Source organism: Shewanella sp. KT0246, assembly GCF_019654955.1.
Classification (GTDB): domain Bacteria; phylum Pseudomonadota; class Gammaproteobacteria; order Enterobacterales; family Shewanellaceae; genus Shewanella; species Shewanella goraebulensis.
Map to the genome: position 1 here is coordinate 14,118 of NZ_BPEV01000046.1, position 17,561 is coordinate 31,678.

Genomic DNA, 17,561 nt, shown 5'->3' on the forward strand with positions numbered 1-17,561 from the left:
TGTGGGTTCTAGTCATTACCAATATAAAATGGGCAGAATGATGTCATTCTGCCCATTTTATATATCTATGCTTTTGTTATATTTCGCACTATAAAGTCAATGCTCATCTATTAGTAACCAGCCTAATTCACCTAATAGTAACCAGCCTAAAATAGCGACTTAGCCTGAACTTTGGTTACTTAACCCAGTGCATAATCTCGTTGGCTTGCATTAAAGCGTACTGTCTTTTAGTCAAGCTGCCGGCAGGTTCAAACATTAACAGTTCAGCTGGTCGTGCTTGATACTTAGCAATAAACTGGTCGCCTTCAGGTGTTCCAATTCGTGCAATAAGAAACGACACTTCATCACCTAACGTCGCGCGAGCTGTATTCATTTGCTCGGTCTGACTGTTACTTACCGCAAGGTTAGGGTCGTAAACAAACACTAATACAGGTTTACCAGAACCAATATCTTCATGGCTGGTTTTAAAGCCTTTCGGCAATACACTAAATACCACAGCTATTAAAATCACTATGGATGCAATAACACCGACAACAACTAAAGGCTTGCGAGACTTAGCAGATGTGGTTGAATGAGTTGTATCCTTGATAACAAGTCCCTCTTTAACGAGTAAAATACACAATAAGACGGTAATTGTAATAAACGTATCTGAGAATTAGCTTAAAAGCAGTGCCAGTCTTTTAATACTTTTAGATACAAGAGAAACACTCATTTTCATAAGTGTTTCTCAATGCGAAGACAAGTGTTCTACTTTGACAGTATCACTTTTTCATTGGTGGCTAAATCAATCTGATATAGCTTGTTAAAGTCATTAGCGAAAGTTTGTCCCCTTTCATTTTGCTCGAGATCGAAAGGTAAACTAAGCGATGAGTATTTGCAGACATTATCATCAATATTAAATTGGCTAATGACACGATTAGCGAATAGCAGTGAGTTATCATATTTATTGAATGAAATATGATTTAAGCCGTCATCAACGAAATCCTCTCCTTCACAAGAATTTAATAATAAGCTTCTGTTGCCTGTAGCAAGATCGATGCTAATAATATTCTTGTTTACTTGACTAGCGGCATAAACCAACTGGTTAGCTTCATCTAACGCAATTGAACTTATCCCATAAATACTAATGCCTTCGCCGACAAGACTATCCGAATTAGATGAAGAAATAATCGCCCTAGAGCCATCAGATAGGTTAACAGCAAGTACTGCTTCTCCATGGTAATCAACAACTAAAACTCGCTCGTTAGTCTTATCTAACACTGCATCAGTAATACCACTGAAAAATACACCACTCCCTATTGAGGCGCTGCTAATAACTTCACTAGACTTATCTTCAATATTAATAGCCAAAACTTGATTATTAATCGACGTATACAAAATATTCGTCGCTGGATCGAATGATAAGCCACTCATCATATAGTTATATTCATTTTCAAACCTATATACAGTCTCTCTATCACCAGTTTCCATATCGATTGCTAAAATAAACCCAGGTGAGTTTCCACCGTCATCAGCGATATAAGCAATATTATTCGCACTATCTAAAGATAACTCCCTCGGAGCAATCATGACACGGCCTGTTCCTACCCCATTACTAGCAAATGTAGTTCTTGTTCCTGAGGTTAGATTAACAGCCACAATCACATCTAAATCACTATCCCTCACTAAATACTGATCATTTGATAAATCGAGCCCTGTTGAACGAATTTGAGAAATAGCCAATTCATCTTGATCTGTTTCAAGTGAGAATTCACTATGCTCACCTGTCGTTAAATCTATTCGACTGAATCCTTTATACCCAGCAACATAAGCGGTGTTATTTTGATGGTCAACATCAACACTTGCTGAAGTAATACCTAGATTTCCCGTGATAGCTTTACTATCTGAACCGTCAAACTCAACAATGGACAGTCCATCATCATTCCCCCCAAAAGCACTATTAAAAACGAGTAACCCTTTGGAAGTGTATGCAATATCGCTTGTTGAAACTGAATTGCCTGACAAGGTTTGACCTTCAATTATCGTAGATAAAGAATTGGTATTTAAATCCAGTTTCATAATGACGGATTGTGCCTGGTTAACACCTTCTACAGGAAAATAAGTCAGTAATATGAATAATTCATCTGCTTCAGGGCCAATAACGAGTGATTTAACATGTGCAAATGACCACTTAGATGAGTCGAGTTGTAAATCATGATTTAAAATAACTTCAACATCGCCAGAAGCTACGTCAATTCTCGATAATGTAAGCTGTTCCTCTATTAACTCTGAATGAATAAGACTATTTTGATTTTCGTAATAGGTGAAGGGGTTAGACTCGCCAAGTGATTGCACATTAATGACATGCATGAATTTTGTAGGTAAATCAACTATGGCAAATTGAGTGGGATTTAAATGACCGATTAAACGATTATTGGTTTTATCTACAATAAAATTAGATGGGATTATCGCATTAAATACTTTTATTGATTCAGCAATGTCATCAATATTACCTGCATCATCTTCTGTGGTGATAACCAGATCTTCATCGATGTCTGACTGAATCTCTATTTGCCAATCGACTTTAGCATTGACTACATCATCAAGTTGTCCCGTTGATCCGCTTTCTTGTTGAGTTGCAATATTAGCTAACTCTCCATTTACCCGAACAGCTTTAACCCCACCCTCATCACTGGCAGTGCCTCTAATGGTAATTTTTGAGCCGTTCGCTCTTGAATTTTTGGCTGGAAATAACACATTTACAATGGGAGCTTCATCATCAGTAGATGGGATTAAACTAAACGTTGCTGAAACTTCGCATGTATTCGTCACTGCATCGGTCAGATAGGTATTGCCTGTTAAGTTACCACCGCAGCCCGACACACTAGTAATCATATAGTTTTCGTCGACCATAACAGTAAAAGAGGCTGTAGAACCGCTTTCAACAGTGAAGCTAATCGGTTCTATTCTCCCACCTTCACTTGCCAAAGTTGAAACAAGGTATGTGGTGTTTTCCTGCGGTGCTATTTCGTTATTATTTGTCTCACCACCGCCGCTACTACCACCGCCACATGCTGATAATAGTAATATTGAGCTCAAAAAGGTTAAATTTTGTATACGAGAAAAAAGCATTTAGCGTCCTACTTAAGTTTTACATCCATGTATGTAGGTGCATAATACATCAGCCTAAAAAATTAACAAGACTGCAACAATTGTTCAGTGAGAATTATAAAGTAGCTTTAAACGAGTAAGTCATCAATACGCTTTTTACTACTTAGAATTATCGACTTTTATTTCCCCAAAACCACCATATGATCAATATGATTAACGTAATGCCAATTAAATTTACCCACATATTAACCTCCTAATGACCTTGAATTGCTGACTTTGGTGTATATAAACGTAAGCGATTAGCATTGGTGACGACAGTGATCGATGATAATGACATCGCTGCACCCGCAATAATTGGACTGAGTAACCAACCGGTTATTGGGAATAGCACTCCTGCCGCTATCGGGATACCTATGGAGTTATAAATAAATGCCCCCCACAGGTTTTGTTTAATGTTTTTAATCGTTGCATGGCTAATTTCAATCACATCTGAAATCCCATGTAATGAATTTCGCATTAAAGTGATATCCGCACTTTCGATAGCCACGTCTGTCCCACCACCAATGGCAAAGCCAACATCAGATTGCGCCAAAGCAGGTGCATCATTAATGCCATCACCAACCATAGCAATCACCTTTCCTTGTGCCTGTAGTTGCTTAATCCAATCGAGTTTAGCGTCCGGCATCAACTCTGCGTAATATGCATCAACTTGGGTTTTGTCAGCCACCGCTTTGGCTGTATGTTTATTATCGCCAGTTAGCATTACGACTCGTATCCCTTGACGATGAAAACGCTGAATCGCCTCGACTGTATCTTCACGTATAGGATCGCTGATACCAAATATTGCTTTCAACTGATTATCCACGGCCAAATACACAACCGTATTGGCCGATGTTTCCCACTCCATAGCAAGTTCATTGGCTTTTTCTATCACAACGCCAAATTGCAGCAGTAACTTTGCATTACCGAGCAATATCGTTTTGTCAGCCCATTGAGCCTTTACGCCCATCCCTGTTATTGACTCAAACTCAGTCACTTCTAGCTTGCTAGTTGAACTTTGAGTCGAATCTGTTGAATGCCGTTTGGCGTAATCCATCAATGCTTGCGCCAACGGGTGGTTAGCGCCTTTTTCAATAGCTTCCACGATAGTGAGCATATCTTGCTCATTCGAGAAAGCATGATAATGAGTCACTTGTGGCTTACCTTCAGTAATGGTGCCAGTTTTATCTAGTACCACAGTATCGATTTCACTGGCACGCTGCAGCGCTTCTCCGTTTCTTATCAAACCACCAAATTCAGCCGCTTTACCAACTCCTATCATGGTTGAGATTGGTGTTGCTAACCCCAAGGCGCAAGGACACGCAATAATCAGCACCGAAGTTGCCGCCACTATCATATGAATAAGAGTTGGCTGTGGACCAAGGTTATACCAAGCAAGAGCCGTCACAATTGATAGAATCATTACTGCCGGCACAAATACAGCCGATACTTTATCTGCCAATTGACTGATTGGCGGCTTAGAGCTTTGGGCATTAGACACCATACTAATTATCTGCGACAGCACAGTATCAGCGCCCACTTTTTGCGCCGTAAAACTAAAGCTGCCTTGACCATTAATCGTGCCTGCAGACACAGTATCGCCCGCTTGTTTTTTAACAGACACAGGCTCACCTGTGAGCATCGACTCATCGATGGTGGTTTGCCCTTCAATGACAATGCCATCTACCGGGATTTTTTCCCCAGTTCGCACTCGAATGCGATCGCCAACCACCACTTGTTCAACAGGAATAGAAAGCTCGTTATCACCTCTTATCACCACCGCCGTTTTGACTTTTAAATCCAACAACCTTTTAATCGCTTCCGAGGTTCTGCCCCGCGCTTTTAGCTCCAACGCCTGGCCAAGATTAATCAAACCAATAATCATGGCAGTAGCTTCAAAATATAAATGCTTTGCGCTATCTGGAAGCCATTGATGACCTAAAACAACCACCATCGAATACAGCCAAGCTGTTCCTGTACCGATTGCAATTAGCGTATCCATATTGGCATTACGGTGAACAAATGCTTTCCAAGCGCCGGTAAAAAAGTGTCTGCCTGCCAACCAAAGAATAAGGAAAGTGACTAAACCGACGCCAAGCCAAACAATTTGCTCGATTGCGGTATTCACATGCATTGGCCCACCTAACAAGCCATAAATCATTAGCGGAACACCTAAGCCAAGTCCAACAATGCTTTGGTTAATTTTACGTTTATATTCTTTTAGTTCCCGCTGTGTTTTCTCGTCCTGTGCGTCATCTTGATTGACTATTTCAGTGGCATCGTAACCCGCGTCTTGAATCGCTTTAATTAGCTTTGGTGCTGATTGCTGACTGTGTATTGTCGCAGTTCGATTTGCAAAGTTGATATTAATCGACTCACGACTGACCAAAGCTTTCAGCGCCGTTTCAATCGAGTTGACACAACTTGCACATGTCACCCCAATCAGCGCTAGGGAAACAGTTTGCGATGACTCTACAGCTTCGGGGGGCTTATTTTTTTCAACCATTTGTGAGGGTTCAAAGCTAGGCTCTGAAGCGTTAACTGTTGAAGGTAATTCAGCTTGTTCGTTTAACTTAGCTCCACTATAACCAAGGGATACAAGTACCGCTTCTATGTCACCCAAGGTCAATACTGAATTGACTGATATTTGCTGTAAGCCGATATCAACTGCAACCTCAGCCTGACTATCAAGTGCGACTATTGCCTCGGTAATTTTTTTAACACAGTTTTGGCAAGACACATTCGTAGTGGCTGTTTGATATGTTTTAGCCACTAATAAAGCAGCTTCATATCCAGCTTGGGTTATCAGCTCAATGGCTTGCTTAGCGGTCAAAATTGTCGTGAGTTCAGCCTTGTCTTTAGCTTGATTCACATTAACCACGATATTGGCATCATGGTTTTTTAATGCGGCCGTCATTTTGGCAACACATTTACCGCAAGATAATCCATTAAGCTGCAGAGAAAATTGATTAGTTATCATTAGGTTTCTCCTTAGTGAAGTTAACTTGATGTTTATCAGACCAGTCATCGATGAGACAACAAATAGACTTACCATTTGGTGTCATGTCGGGCTCAAGCTGCCACTCAGCATAGGTATTTTCCATTAACACTAAGTGCTTTTGGTATTGCTCGATTTTATGCTTGGTCTCAATGATTTTGTTATTCAACATTTCTCGAACAGTAGGACAAGGTGATTGACCACTTTGCGAAGAATCAATAATTTCCTCAATCTGCTTCAGGCTAAAGCCGATATTGCGAGCATGAGTAATAAACATCAGCTTATCAGCCGCAGCTTGGTCATAAACCTTGTAGCCGTTATTTGGATCGCGACTCGCAATAATGAGTCCTTTGCGGGTATAAAAACGCACTGTTTCAGGAGTCACACCAACTAAATTGGCAATTTCTGTGGTCAACATATTTACCTCAACTACCCACTTAAACCTCTACAAAATGAACATGACTGCGTCGAATAACACTACGCATTTTGACATCAAGACTTTAAATCTAACTTCATCTTAAAACCTATGTGTAGCACATAGGTCAAATTGTTTTTTTGATTTATGCCAGAAAAACACTTTTGCGGAGTTATTTCTTTCAACATAAAGCCGTTCATTATCTGCTCATTGATCGCTAAAAAGAAATAACCTTCAGCTACTCTCACGATTAATTTGAAAAGGTTCTCATCGGTATCGAGGTCAAATTTGACTATCGGTTGAACGATAGGGTTGGCTACTAATTTGGCTGTGAAAATGACGCGAAAAACCAACATGAACAACGCTCATGTTGCAGCGGAAATTTAATCAATTTTCATCATCTACCTAAACACGTATAAAACAAACTCAGCTTACAAAAACTGTGAAGACTAATGATTGGACACATTCAAAAGGGTTTTGAAAACCTTCAAAGCGTTAGCAATACACTCATTTTTCGTAAATAGGTTTATTACAAATAAGGGATTCTAGATCATGAAAAACGATTTCACTTTTACCATTAAAAACGTCGGCCTCGATGAGAACTATCATCCAGCAGACAATACGCGTATCACCACCAATTTCGCGAATTTGGCTAGAGGCGAAAGTCGTCAGCAGAACTTACGAAACGCATTGACGATGATCGATAACAGTTTTAATGCCCTCGCCTATTGGGATAACCCAAAAGGCGAACGATATTCTGTCGAACTTGAAATCATTTCTGTAGATATGGAAATTGAAGGAAATAATCAAGCCTTCCCGTCAATTGAGATATTGAAAACCCATATTGTGGATCATCACACCAAGGAACGGATTGAAGGCATTGTCGGTAATAACTTCTCATCTTACGTGCGAGATTATGACTTTAGCGTCTTACTGTCTGAGCATAATAAAGGTCAAAGCCAATTTAGTATCCCTGATACCTTTGGCGATCTGCATGGCAAATTGTTTAAGTATTTCGTGAACTCAGATACCTATAAGCAGCACTTCAAAAAAACACCGGTTATTTGTCTGAGTGTGTCAGACAACAAAACCTACCAGCGCACGGGTAATCAACATCCATTATTGGGGTTTGAGTATCAGCCCAATGAGTCATCGTTAACCGAGCAATACTTCAAAAAAATGGGCTTACAGGTTCGCTACTTTATGCCGCCTAAAAGTGTTGCACCATTAGCGTTCTACTTTTTTGGCGATTTACTGAATGATTACAGTAACCTCGAATTAATTAGCACCATCAGCACAATGGAAACCTTTCAAAAAATTTATCGACCTGAAATTTATAATGCCAATGCGGTGGCAGGAAACTGCTATCAGCCTAATTTGAAAAACCAAGACCACTCGCTCACGCAAATTATTTATGACCGAGAAGAGCGCAGTAAGTTAGCAGTGAAACAAGGCAAGTTTGCAGAAGAACACTTCATCAAACCTTACCAATCATTACTTAACCAATGGTCTGCTAATTACGCAGTTTAAGTACTCATTTTAAGTACTAATTTTAGCAATGACATTAGGCGATGACGTCAATCAACACCCGTAAACAACTTTAAGGTTCTGCAGCATTTATTATGAAAACAAATACACAAACACCCCTACTGCCAACATCAACAGCGGGCAGCTTACCGAAACCGTCATGGCTTGCAGAGCCTGAGGCCTTATGGTCGCCTTGGAAATTACAAGGCAAGGAATTAATTGATGGTAAACACGATGCGCTGCGCTTGTCATTGCATGAGCAGCAACAAGCGGGGATTGATATCGTCAGTGATGGCGAGCAAACCCGCCAACACTTTGTGACCACCTTTATCGAGCACTTAACTGGCGTTGACTTTGAAAATCGAAAAACGGTTAAAATACGTGACCGTTATGATGCGAGCGTGCCTACTGTCGTGGGCGCTGTTTCACGTCCTAAATCGGTTTTTGTTGAAGACGCCAAAGTACTACGCCAGCAAACCAAGCAACCCATTAAATGGGCCTTACCTGGCCCAATGACCATGATAGATACCCTTTATGACGACCATTTTCACAGCCGCGAAAAACTCGCTTGGGAGTTTGCCAAGATACTCAACCAAGAGGCGAAAGAGTTAGAAGCAGCAGGGGTTGATATCATCCAATTTGATGAGCCTGCATTTAATGTATTTTTTGATGAAGTGAATGAATGGGGGATTGCGTGTTTAGAGCGAGCCATCGAAGGCCTAAAATGCGAAACCGCGGTGCATATTTGCTACGGCTATGGCATCAAAGCCAACACAGATTGGAAAAAAACCTTAGGCACAGAGTGGCGCCAATACGAGCAGGCCTTTCCTAAACTGCAACAGTCTACTATCGATATTATCTCGTTAGAATGCCATAACTCTCACGTGCCCCTCGAACTACTTGAGCTAATACGAGGTAAAAAAGTGATGGTGGGTGCAATTGATGTCGCCACCGACACCATCGAAACACCTGAAGAAGTCGCAGCAACCCTGCGTGAAGCACTCAAATATGTGGATGCCGACAAGCTGTACCCATGTACTAACTGCGGCATGGCGCCTTTATCACGTGATGTCGCAAGAGGAAAATTGAATGCTCTTAGCAAAGGCGCTGCAATGATTAGACAAGAGCTTGCTGCCAACAACTAGAAAAGTGACTAAAGTAAGTTAAAGCGGATAAATAAAACAAAGTGCTCAACCTGAGCACTTTGTTTTAAATCGACTAAGTAATGTTTAAATAAAATGCCTTAATAAAAGGCCTAAATAGAAAACCTAAATAGAAAACCTAAATAGAAACACTATAGAAAAAGCTGCCCCAACATCCGCACACCCGTGAACAGCAATACACAAGCAAAAACCTTCTTAAGCTTGGCTCCATCTAGCTTGGCCCCTAATGATGTCCCAACAGGTGCAAATAATACTGTTAGCGGCACAATGCAGATAAACCCTACCAGATTAACCAAACCCAAAGTGCCAGCTGGCGCATCGCTTGGGGTACTGCCTAATACCAACATAGTGAACGCCGCAGGCAACGAAATAATTAATCCAATCGCTGCAGCCGTACCTACTGCCTTATGAGCTGGGTAGTTATAAAGCGTCAGTAATGGCACCGAAATCGTACCGCCGCCAATGCCTACCATTGAACTGAAAAATCCAATCGAAGTCCCCATCATCGTTTGCCCAACTTTACCGGGTAATTGATGATAGAGCGCAGTCTTACCCGTTCTCAATAACATATTAAGCGCTGAAAGCACCGCAATAATCCCAAACAATATTGTCAGTATCGTACCGTCAACACGCGTCACCAACCAACTGCCCAGCAATACACCACATAGAATAAATACAAACCAAGCTTTCAGCAGATGAACATCCACATTGCCTTTATGATGGTGGGATCGTATTGAGCTAATAGAGGTCGGCACTATGGTTGCCAGCGAAGTGGCAGTAGCAACTAACATTGCTGACTCAGCTGATACGCCAAATCCTTGAAACAAGAAAAACAGCACTGGCACGATAACAATCCCGCCGCCGACACCTAACAAACCCGCTAAAATTCCAGCGAAAACGCCAGTGGCCACCAAGGCCAAAAAGGTCGTTATATTCGCTGTTATAAGTTCAATGATATTCATTAATGGCAACTTCTATTTGTTTATTGTTTCAGTTAAATGAATTGTAAATAAACAAACTTGATTGATGAATTGATTAAATTTCATCAACACATGAGTGGAATTCAACATAAAAACTGCTCTTTCTAGTAAGTGAACAATCAGTAAACTCTCTTCTCCCTCAAGCTGCGACCTTACATTTGTTACCAACTTGCTACTAAACTACCAGTAAGCTGTTACACCTAAAGCATATAAATTTATATTTCCGTGACACATCTCTCAATGATAAATGAAAGTTTTTCGCTACTGATCCGCGCGTGTGTTAGATCACGCTAATATAAAATGGCAATGAATAGACTTCGCCCTCAAATTTTGTGGAGCGAAAAACCTAGTGATAAACCGAAGAGACATATTAAAAACCATGGGATTGGGAGTTCTTTTCTCTCAAGTTTCATATAGCGCACTAGCGAATCAAAAAATACCCAATAAACGTTATGCTATGGTCATTGATGTACGACGCTGCAGTGGCTGTAAGTCTTGTGAAGTCTCGTGTGCTATTGAAAACAAGACACCGGAGGGACGAGTGCGCACTTCAGTGAAACAGCTCAGTCTCGATGAAGCAGGCGTTAAAAATAGCGTTAGTATTCCTATGCAATGCAACCAGTGCTCGAATCCGGTTTGTATTGATGCTTGCCCCGTATCTGCCACAGGATCACTCGACAATGGCATTGTTTATATCGACCATGATGAATGCATTAGCTGTCAGCTTTGCACTGAAGCTTGTCCTTATGGTGCACGCATAGCGGACAGCGAATTTCATTTAACACCACAAAAATGTAACTTTTGTTTCCATAGGTTAGAAGCAGGTTTACTTCCTGCATGTGTGGAATCTTGTACAGGATCTGCCCGTATATTTGGTGACTTATCCGATCCTAAAAGCCAGATATCTGAAACCCTCAAATCCAATAAGTTTTATACGATTCTTGCTAATGCAGGAACAGAGCCAAATATCTTTTATATCGGTTTGCCAGAGCAATTGGTAGATCAACAGCTAATCACTATCTCTACCGAACAATGGCAGCGCTAACATGATTGATAAGTCAAAACGAAACTTCTTAAAAGCTGGCGCTATTGCAACTGCAAGTGCATCTTTAGTTGCTTGCCACCCTAAGCAACCTAAGCCAAAACCCAATAAAATTAATGTGAGTGGTGAAACTCTACCTCCTGAGTATCAAGTAATAGATGGAAAACTTAAGCTTCATAATGATGTCAGAACTGGTTTTGCTCGCTGTTTCGGCTGTTTCGATGGTTGCTCAGTTCGAGTCCGAATTGATAAGAATACCAATGAAGTTCAGCGAGTATCCGGCAACCCATTTTGTCCCAATAACCGCCTAAAGCCTGAACCATTAGAGATCTCGGTTGAATCAGCATTAATTAACCTGACCAATCAAAACAGTAGCAATAATCGAGCAACAACTTGCGCTCGAGGAACTGCAGCTGGCCAAGCTGTTGATAGCAAACAGCGTATAACTAGCGTGTTAAAGCGTGTTGGTCAGCGAGGAGAACGTCGCTGGGTAAAAATTCCATATGAGCAGGCGATACAAGAAATCCTCAATGGCGGAAACCTGTTTGGTGAAGGCCATGTTGACGGATTACGTGCTATCCATCAGCCAGATAAACTTGCTTGTCCAAGCGATCCATTATTTGGTCCAGCTTCCAAGCAACTGATGCTTTCCTACAGTTCCGTATTGAAAGTAAGAACATCATTGCTACGCCGATTTTCAGAGCAATACCGAACAACCATCGGACAAAAAGCTGCCTACTGTGGATTATCTCAAGCCATTGGTATTAGTAGAATATTTAAATCAGGCATTTTTACTGGCGCAGCACAAAACCAACCTGATCTAGACTTCTCTTCCGGTCCTGACGGATGTAAATTTGCCCTATATGTTGGTAATGCACCTTCAAATTCAGGCAATTCATTAAACCTAATCAGTGCTCAACTTGCAGAAGCTCGAACGCAATACAACTTCGAATACGTACAGGTTGATCCGATCCTTCGTAATGCAACAATTCATGGCACAGGAGGCAGTTGGCAGCCTATTTTACCCGGTCAAGATACGCCATTTTTGTTCGGTTTAATGCGTCATATTTTTGAGAATGACTTATACAATGTTACACATTTACAAAATGTATCTGATGCAGCTGCCAAAAAGTCAGGGGAGTTACACCATACCAATGCAAGTTACTTAGTTGTGCAGGACCCCACTCACCCTCAATTCAATAAATTTTTGCGTAATAAGCTTGGAGACATCCAAGTATTAGTGAATGGCAAGTTAACCTCTGTCGATAGAACTGATACTGCAGATTTAATGGTTGAACAAGCAGTAATCTTAGATGGCGAGTCGATTAATGTAATGAGTTCACTGGCTTTATTGCGCCAGCAGGCTTATGCGCACTCGATGAAAGAATATGCCTCTGTAACGGGGATTGCTGAAAGTCGTATTCGACAAATAGCCACTAAACTCACCCAACATGGACGCAGGGCTACGGTTAAGTTAGCCACAGGCGCTAACAGCTCCGATGCCTCAACAAGTGGTTGGTGCGCAGCCATGCTCAATGTATTAATTGGTTGTCATCATGCTAAAGGTGGTGCGACTACGCCGAATGGTGGTGTTTCCAGTTTATCAGGGCCCTATGAACTGGCAAAAGTTGAAGGCGGTTACGGCAAAAAAGATCAGGGTGTTTCAATAAACCGTGAAGGTAAATATGAATTGTCAGCTGAGTATCAAAACAAATTAACCTCAGGTCAAAACCCGTACCCATCGCAAGACCCTTGGAGCGAAGTATTTCCAATGCAAAATGCTGCGGAAATGCTAACGAGCCATGTCAATAAACGACCATATCAATTAAAGGCGTTTATCTCTTGGCGAGCAAATGTATTATACGGCGCCGCAGGTTTACCCACTCAAGTCTTTGATGCGTTTAAGCATCCCCACGGTGAGTATGGTATTCCATTGGTCATTGGTATCGTTGACCAAATTAGTACCACTACTGAATATGCTGATTACCTCATCCCTGACTTTGTACATCTCGAAGAGGTCGCTCTAGAGTCTCATTGGGGCAGTGAGCGCCAAGGAGTCAGCGCATCTGGTCATATGCTTGAATCAAAAATTGATAAAAATGCAGCAGGGCACACCATCTGTATGGAACAATTTTTAATCGATATCTCCAAAGAGCTGAAGCTAAAAGGTTTTGGCGATAAAGCCATTAAAAAACAAGATGGCAATTATGTTGATCTGCATACTGAAGCGCAGTGGTCCGCTTATTCGTTGGCAAATGCTGCAACTTCCCTTAAGAATAAATTGCCTCAAGCAACAGCACGAGATGTAGAGTTATCGGGTATCCCATTTGCAACACGACTGATAAACCCGCATTTGACGCCTGACGAGCAACAATTAGTTGCGAGGTTATTGTCCCGTGGAGGCTATTATGATGACTCTCCCCGCTACGATGGTGACTTTCAAGCTAACAAGCCAAGATTATGCTTAAATCTTTATAATGAAGGTCTTACAGAAGGTATTCATTGCTACACTGGTGAACACCGCAGTGGCGTGCCTATCTATCGCCCTAACCAGTTCTGGAATGGAGATAAATGGCGTGAACACTGGCCAGAGTCAGAATATCCATTAGTGATTAGCTCATACAAACCTACCGCACGTTCTAACTGGTCGGTGTCTTACCATAGAACCACAGAGTTTAGCCCAACTAACTATGTTTATATGCACCAAAACACAGGCTCAAAGCTTGGGTTAACGGATGGTCAGCAAGTCAAAGTGGCATCAGCAATTAATCGACCTGCTTTAGGAACATTAAAATTGGTCGAGGATATGGTTGAAGGAGCCGTATCTGTTGCAATGGGCTTTGGACATACAGCCTATGGGGCCAATGATATTTGGATTGACGATCAAAAGTTAAAGGGCGATCCGCGCCGAAGTGCAGGTACCGAGGTCAATACCATTTTGCCAAACGACCCGACCCGTGAAGGTTTTGCTCCATTAGTGGATGTCGATACCTATTGTACTTGTCGTCATGGTGTACCCGTTAAAGTCGTAGCGGCTTAATTCAAAGACCCTAGCAATAATACCCCCGATACCGCTAGGCATCGGGGCTTTCAAATTTCATATTATTAATATGGAGATGTTTAAAAGTTTACTTGACCCAAATCACTTCCTACTAGCGTCGTAGCACCGCTATCCAGCGGCCAAGATTGAGCAAGCTGGCTAGCGAGCCTGCTACGTAGGTCAGCGCAGCTGCTTTTAAGATCTTCTCCGCATGTTTTAGGTCACCGTCATGCAGGTATTTGCCCTCTTTTAGAATGGGCAGCGCTTTGCCATAACTGGCGTCGAACTCCACTGGCAAGGTCACCAGATGCACAATAGTGCTCAACCCCATCGATAGCACGCCAACCAAAATAGTCAACGCGCCAGCTTGCGGTATACGGGTTAGCATAAAGACCACTGGCGCCGCTAACATCATTATGCCAGCAATACGTTCACCGACCATTGCGGCTCTAGCGAGCTTTTGTCGCGTGATAAACATCGTCTCGCCGCGAGAGTCCTGTAGAGCATGCCCGACCTCGTGGGCGGCGACAGTCACTGCAGTCAGGGAATAACCGGAAAAATTATCAGGCGTGAGGCGAACAGTCTTGGCGGCGGGATCATAATGATCGCCGTCGGGCGTCTCTTCAACCTTGACGTCATGCAAGCCAAAACGATCTAGAAGATAACGAGCAAGTTCACCACCGCTCCCTTGCTGACGGTAGCGATCAGCAGGCTGCTTAAACTTGTTAATGATGTGATTGACCCACAAGCCGGGCAAGAATATGCAGCCCGCAATGATAATAATTAGAATGATCCATAGCATGAAAACCAGTATGCCATAAACATACATATAACTCTCACGGCTTTTACTCAAAGCCATTAACCGTTACGCAAAGCTATTAGCCGTGGATGCGTGTCATTGCTTGTTAGAAATAAGTAAGATTAGGACAGACGCACTTACTTGATTTTTATGGCACTAAAGAAAAAGTCGTGGTGCTTCGCCCACACCAGACCAAGAGGGAATAACGGCTACTCCCTCTTGGATCTCCTACCCGCTCCGAAGAAGCGTGATTTCCTCACGATTAGAAGTGAATTAACTACCGCCTCAGATGCGCCATCCATGGCTTAACCGAGGCTATGTTGGCATCCATGCCAACATCACGCTAATTAACTTCATCGTTTCGGACACTTCCGACAGAGATTATTGAGCCTACATTTTCATGTCAACATTCATCATGACTATTCAATCTACTGAGTTAAATTGAAGAACAAATTACTTATATAGATGCTGCAGTATTTCTAAATCATCCATCAACTAAAAAGCCCCGATACCGTTAGGTATCGGAGCTTTCTTTTTCTTTTACAAGAAGTTCGGTTTGAAGCTTTTAGGCTAGATACCAATAGAGCGTTGTTAAATAATGAAGTTTTACCTGATGAATAGGAAATCATTCTATAGCTTTCAAACCCAGTTTATGAGTATTATGGTACTGATTATTATCAAGTTATGAATGGATGCTGTTGATAAATGATTCTGAAAACCAAAACCCTTCAAAATACGGTTTCACCACAGGCTATTGCTGGTCAAAAGCAAGAGCAGAATGTGGCATTTTTTCTTCGCCGAGCTTTCAAAGACAATCCTGAAATACTGGTCATCAATGATTTCAAATTCACTTTTAATGATGAAACAGCTCAAATCGATCACCTAATCGTTTATCCCTATGGCTTTGTGCTGATCGAATCAAAAAGTATTAAAGGCAATGTGAAGGTTAATAAACAAGGTGAATGGACTCGAAGCTTTAATCAAAAATGGTCAGGCATCCCCTCGCCAATCAAGCAAGTTGAACTGCAACAGCTATTACTCAAAGAACTACTCAAGCATCATAAAGTAGAAATTCTTGGCAAGATGCTAGGTATTCAACAAGGTTTCAATGGTCGCCGTTGGGATCACCTCTGCGTGGTATCAAGTGATGCGATCATTGATAGAAACACTATGCCCCAGAAAGTGTCTGACAAGTTGGTCAAATCTGAGTTTTTGGTGGATAAGCTCAACAAAATAATGAAATTAGGAAATAAGCTTTTAAGAAAAGTTAATGTGTATGACACTCGACCTTACTTTAACCAGCAAGAACTCGACTCAATTGGCCGCTTCATCATCAGCCAGCATATCGATAGCAATAACCAAGCAAGTGAAGTGGTCACTAAAACTCCTGAAGAAAATCAGCAACCCCAAGTACCAACAGCAGTTAATAACACCACTCCAATAACTAATAACCAACCTACATCAGCAACAAAATTAAGCTGTAAATATTGTGGTGAATCAACAAACTACACCCCAATGTACGGTAAGTTTGGTTATTACATTAACTGTAATCAATGCACTAAAAATACGCCCATGAAACAAGCCTGCCCGCAGTGTCAAAGTAAAAATACTAGAGTACAAAAACGAAAAGAAACTTACACCTTGAATTGCCAAGATTGCAGTCATAGTCAGCAGATTATCTAAGGAATAGAAATTGAACAACATGGAAAAAGGCAAACTTGTTCGTTGGAACGACGACAAAGGCTTTGGTTTTATCAAACCTGATTCCACAGGTAATAAAGATATATTCATTCATATATCAATACTCAAACACATGGCGAGAAAACCACTCGTAGGCGATCAAATCAACTACTTTTCAGAGACTCAAAGTGATGGAAAGATCAAAGCGATAAAAGCCAATATCGAAGGTGTCGCAGTCACCTCTACCCGCAAGTCCAATAATAATCGCCGACACGACAATAATAGATCAACAAGCGGCATGCTTATCCCTCTTTTAATCATATTAGCCCTCGGCATATTTGGCTTTCAGAAATACAAAGAAATGACCACAACGCCAGTACTAACCAACCAAGATGTTGAACAAATGGAGTTTAAGCCCGTACAAAATTTCCGCTGTGAGGCAGGAAAAACCCACTGTAGCCATATGCGGTCATGTGAAGAAGCAATGTATTACAACAAGTACTGCCCTGACACAAAAATGGATGGTAATAACGATGGCGTCCCCTGCGAAAGGCAGTGGTGTAACTGATATTAAGAGGTCAGGATAAAATTTACTCTGACCCCAACTTTCCACTTTTAAGGATATATATGCGGGGAATAAAATCAGAAAACATGGATAATGACCAAGTTTTCAATCAAGCAATTATGGTAATGCTAACTTGGTTTTGTGTTTATATAGTTGTTTATTTGGTAGGTTTTTCTGATTGGTATATTGAATTTTTAGCTTATTCAATTTTATTTACTTTAGT

Annotated in this window: 12 protein-coding genes; 6 read left to right on the forward strand and 6 right to left on the reverse strand. The window is 41.4% G+C overall.

The genetic code is table 11. The features are described 5' to 3' along the window. Positions 1-175 precede the first annotated feature (175 nt). From K5Q58_RS18110 to K5Q58_RS18125, 4 genes are all read right to left on the reverse strand, one after another. Positions 176-511: a hypothetical protein gene (locus K5Q58_RS18110; protein ID WP_259651389.1), complete on the reverse strand. Its 336-nt coding sequence runs from the start codon at positions 509-511 to the stop codon at positions 176-178. A gap of 236 nt (positions 512-747) precedes the next feature. Further along, on the reverse strand, positions 748-3,111 hold the full coding sequence (locus K5Q58_RS18115; protein WP_220755263.1) for a hypothetical protein: 2,364 nt from the start codon (positions 3,109-3,111) through the stop codon (positions 748-750). Positions 3,112-3,343: 232 nt separating this feature from the next. After that, the gene (locus K5Q58_RS18120) at positions 3,344-5,635 is read right to left on the reverse strand and encodes a heavy metal translocating P-type ATPase (protein ID WP_374758526.1); all 2,292 of its coding nucleotides are present in this window, start codon (positions 5,633-5,635) and stop codon (positions 3,344-3,346) included. A gap of 463 nt (positions 5,636-6,098) precedes the next feature. Continuing rightward, positions 6,099-6,545: a MerR family transcriptional regulator gene (locus K5Q58_RS18125; protein ID WP_220755265.1), complete on the reverse strand. Its 447-nt coding sequence runs from the start codon at positions 6,543-6,545 to the stop codon at positions 6,099-6,101. 549 nt (positions 6,546-7,094) lie between these two features. On the opposite strand from K5Q58_RS18125, the gene K5Q58_RS18130 reads away from it, so the two are divergent. After that, positions 7,095-8,072: a DUF1852 domain-containing protein gene (locus tag K5Q58_RS18130; RefSeq protein ID WP_220755266.1), complete on the forward strand. Its 978-nt coding sequence runs from the start codon at positions 7,095-7,097 to the stop codon at positions 8,070-8,072. Between the two features lie 92 nt (positions 8,073-8,164). After that, positions 8,165-9,214, forward strand: a complete 1,050-nt coding sequence (locus K5Q58_RS18135) for a methionine synthase (protein ID WP_220755267.1) — start codon at positions 8,165-8,167, stop codon at positions 9,212-9,214. Positions 9,215-9,363: 149 nt separating this feature from the next. On the opposite strand, the gene K5Q58_RS18140 is transcribed toward K5Q58_RS18135, so the two are convergent. After that, on the reverse strand, positions 9,364-10,194 hold the full coding sequence (locus K5Q58_RS18140) for a sulfite exporter TauE/SafE family protein (RefSeq protein WP_220755268.1): 831 nt from the start codon (positions 10,192-10,194) through the stop codon (positions 9,364-9,366). A gap of 367 nt (positions 10,195-10,561) precedes the next feature. On the opposite strand from K5Q58_RS18140, the gene K5Q58_RS18145 reads away from it, so the two are divergent. Both K5Q58_RS18145 and K5Q58_RS18150 read left to right on the forward strand, forming a co-directional pair. Next, positions 10,562-11,257: a 4Fe-4S dicluster domain-containing protein gene (locus tag K5Q58_RS18145; protein WP_220755269.1), complete on the forward strand. Its 696-nt coding sequence runs from the start codon at positions 10,562-10,564 to the stop codon at positions 11,255-11,257. A 1-nt stretch (position 11,258) separates the two neighbouring features. After that, a complete protein-coding gene (locus K5Q58_RS18150) occupies positions 11,259-14,294 on the forward strand; it encodes a molybdopterin dinucleotide binding domain-containing protein (protein WP_220755270.1) in 3,036 nt (1,011 codons plus the stop codon). A gap of 112 nt (positions 14,295-14,406) precedes the next feature. Here the strand turns inward: K5Q58_RS18150 and K5Q58_RS18155 are convergent, their stop codons facing one another. Continuing rightward, positions 14,407-15,147: a zinc metallopeptidase gene (locus K5Q58_RS18155; protein ID WP_259651390.1), complete on the reverse strand. Its 741-nt coding sequence runs from the start codon at positions 15,145-15,147 to the stop codon at positions 14,407-14,409. Between the two features lie 651 nt (positions 15,148-15,798). On the opposite strand from K5Q58_RS18155, the gene K5Q58_RS18160 reads away from it, so the two are divergent. Then, a complete protein-coding gene (locus K5Q58_RS18160) occupies positions 15,799-16,776 on the forward strand; it encodes a nuclease-related domain-containing protein (protein ID WP_220755271.1) in 978 nt (325 codons plus the stop codon). Between the two features lie 19 nt (positions 16,777-16,795). Further along, positions 16,796-17,341, forward strand: coding sequence for an excalibur calcium-binding domain-containing protein (locus tag K5Q58_RS18165; RefSeq protein ID WP_220755274.1), 546 nt, complete (start codon positions 16,796-16,798; stop codon positions 17,339-17,341). Positions 17,342-17,561 lie beyond the last annotated feature (220 nt).

What these genes read in the sequence shown, in the direction of transcription:
- K5Q58_RS18115 (WP_220755263.1), bottom strand. Translation starts at nt 3,111, where the DNA reads ATGCTTTTTTCTCGTATACAAAATTTAACCTTTTTGAGCTCAATATTA.
- K5Q58_RS18120 (WP_374758526.1), bottom strand. Translation starts at nt 5,635, where the DNA reads ATGGTTGAAAAAAATAAGCCCCCCGAAGCTGTAGAGTCATCGCAAACT.
- K5Q58_RS18125 (WP_220755265.1), bottom strand. Translation starts at nt 6,545, where the DNA reads ATGTTGACCACAGAAATTGCCAATTTAGTTGGTGTGACTCCTGAAACA.
- K5Q58_RS18130 (WP_220755266.1), top strand. Translation starts at nt 7,095, where the DNA reads ATGAAAAACGATTTCACTTTTACCATTAAAAACGTCGGCCTCGATGAG.
- K5Q58_RS18135 (WP_220755267.1), top strand. Translation starts at nt 8,165, where the DNA reads ATGAAAACAAATACACAAACACCCCTACTGCCAACATCAACAGCGGGC.
- K5Q58_RS18140 (WP_220755268.1), bottom strand. Translation starts at nt 10,194, where the DNA reads ATGAATATCATTGAACTTATAACAGCGAATATAACGACCTTTTTGGCC.
- K5Q58_RS18150 (WP_220755270.1), top strand. Translation starts at nt 11,259, where the DNA reads ATGATTGATAAGTCAAAACGAAACTTCTTAAAAGCTGGCGCTATTGCA.
- K5Q58_RS18160 (WP_220755271.1), top strand. Translation starts at nt 15,799, where the DNA reads ATGATTCTGAAAACCAAAACCCTTCAAAATACGGTTTCACCACAGGCT.
- K5Q58_RS18165 (WP_220755274.1), top strand. Translation starts at nt 16,796, where the DNA reads ATGGAAAAAGGCAAACTTGTTCGTTGGAACGACGACAAAGGCTTTGGT.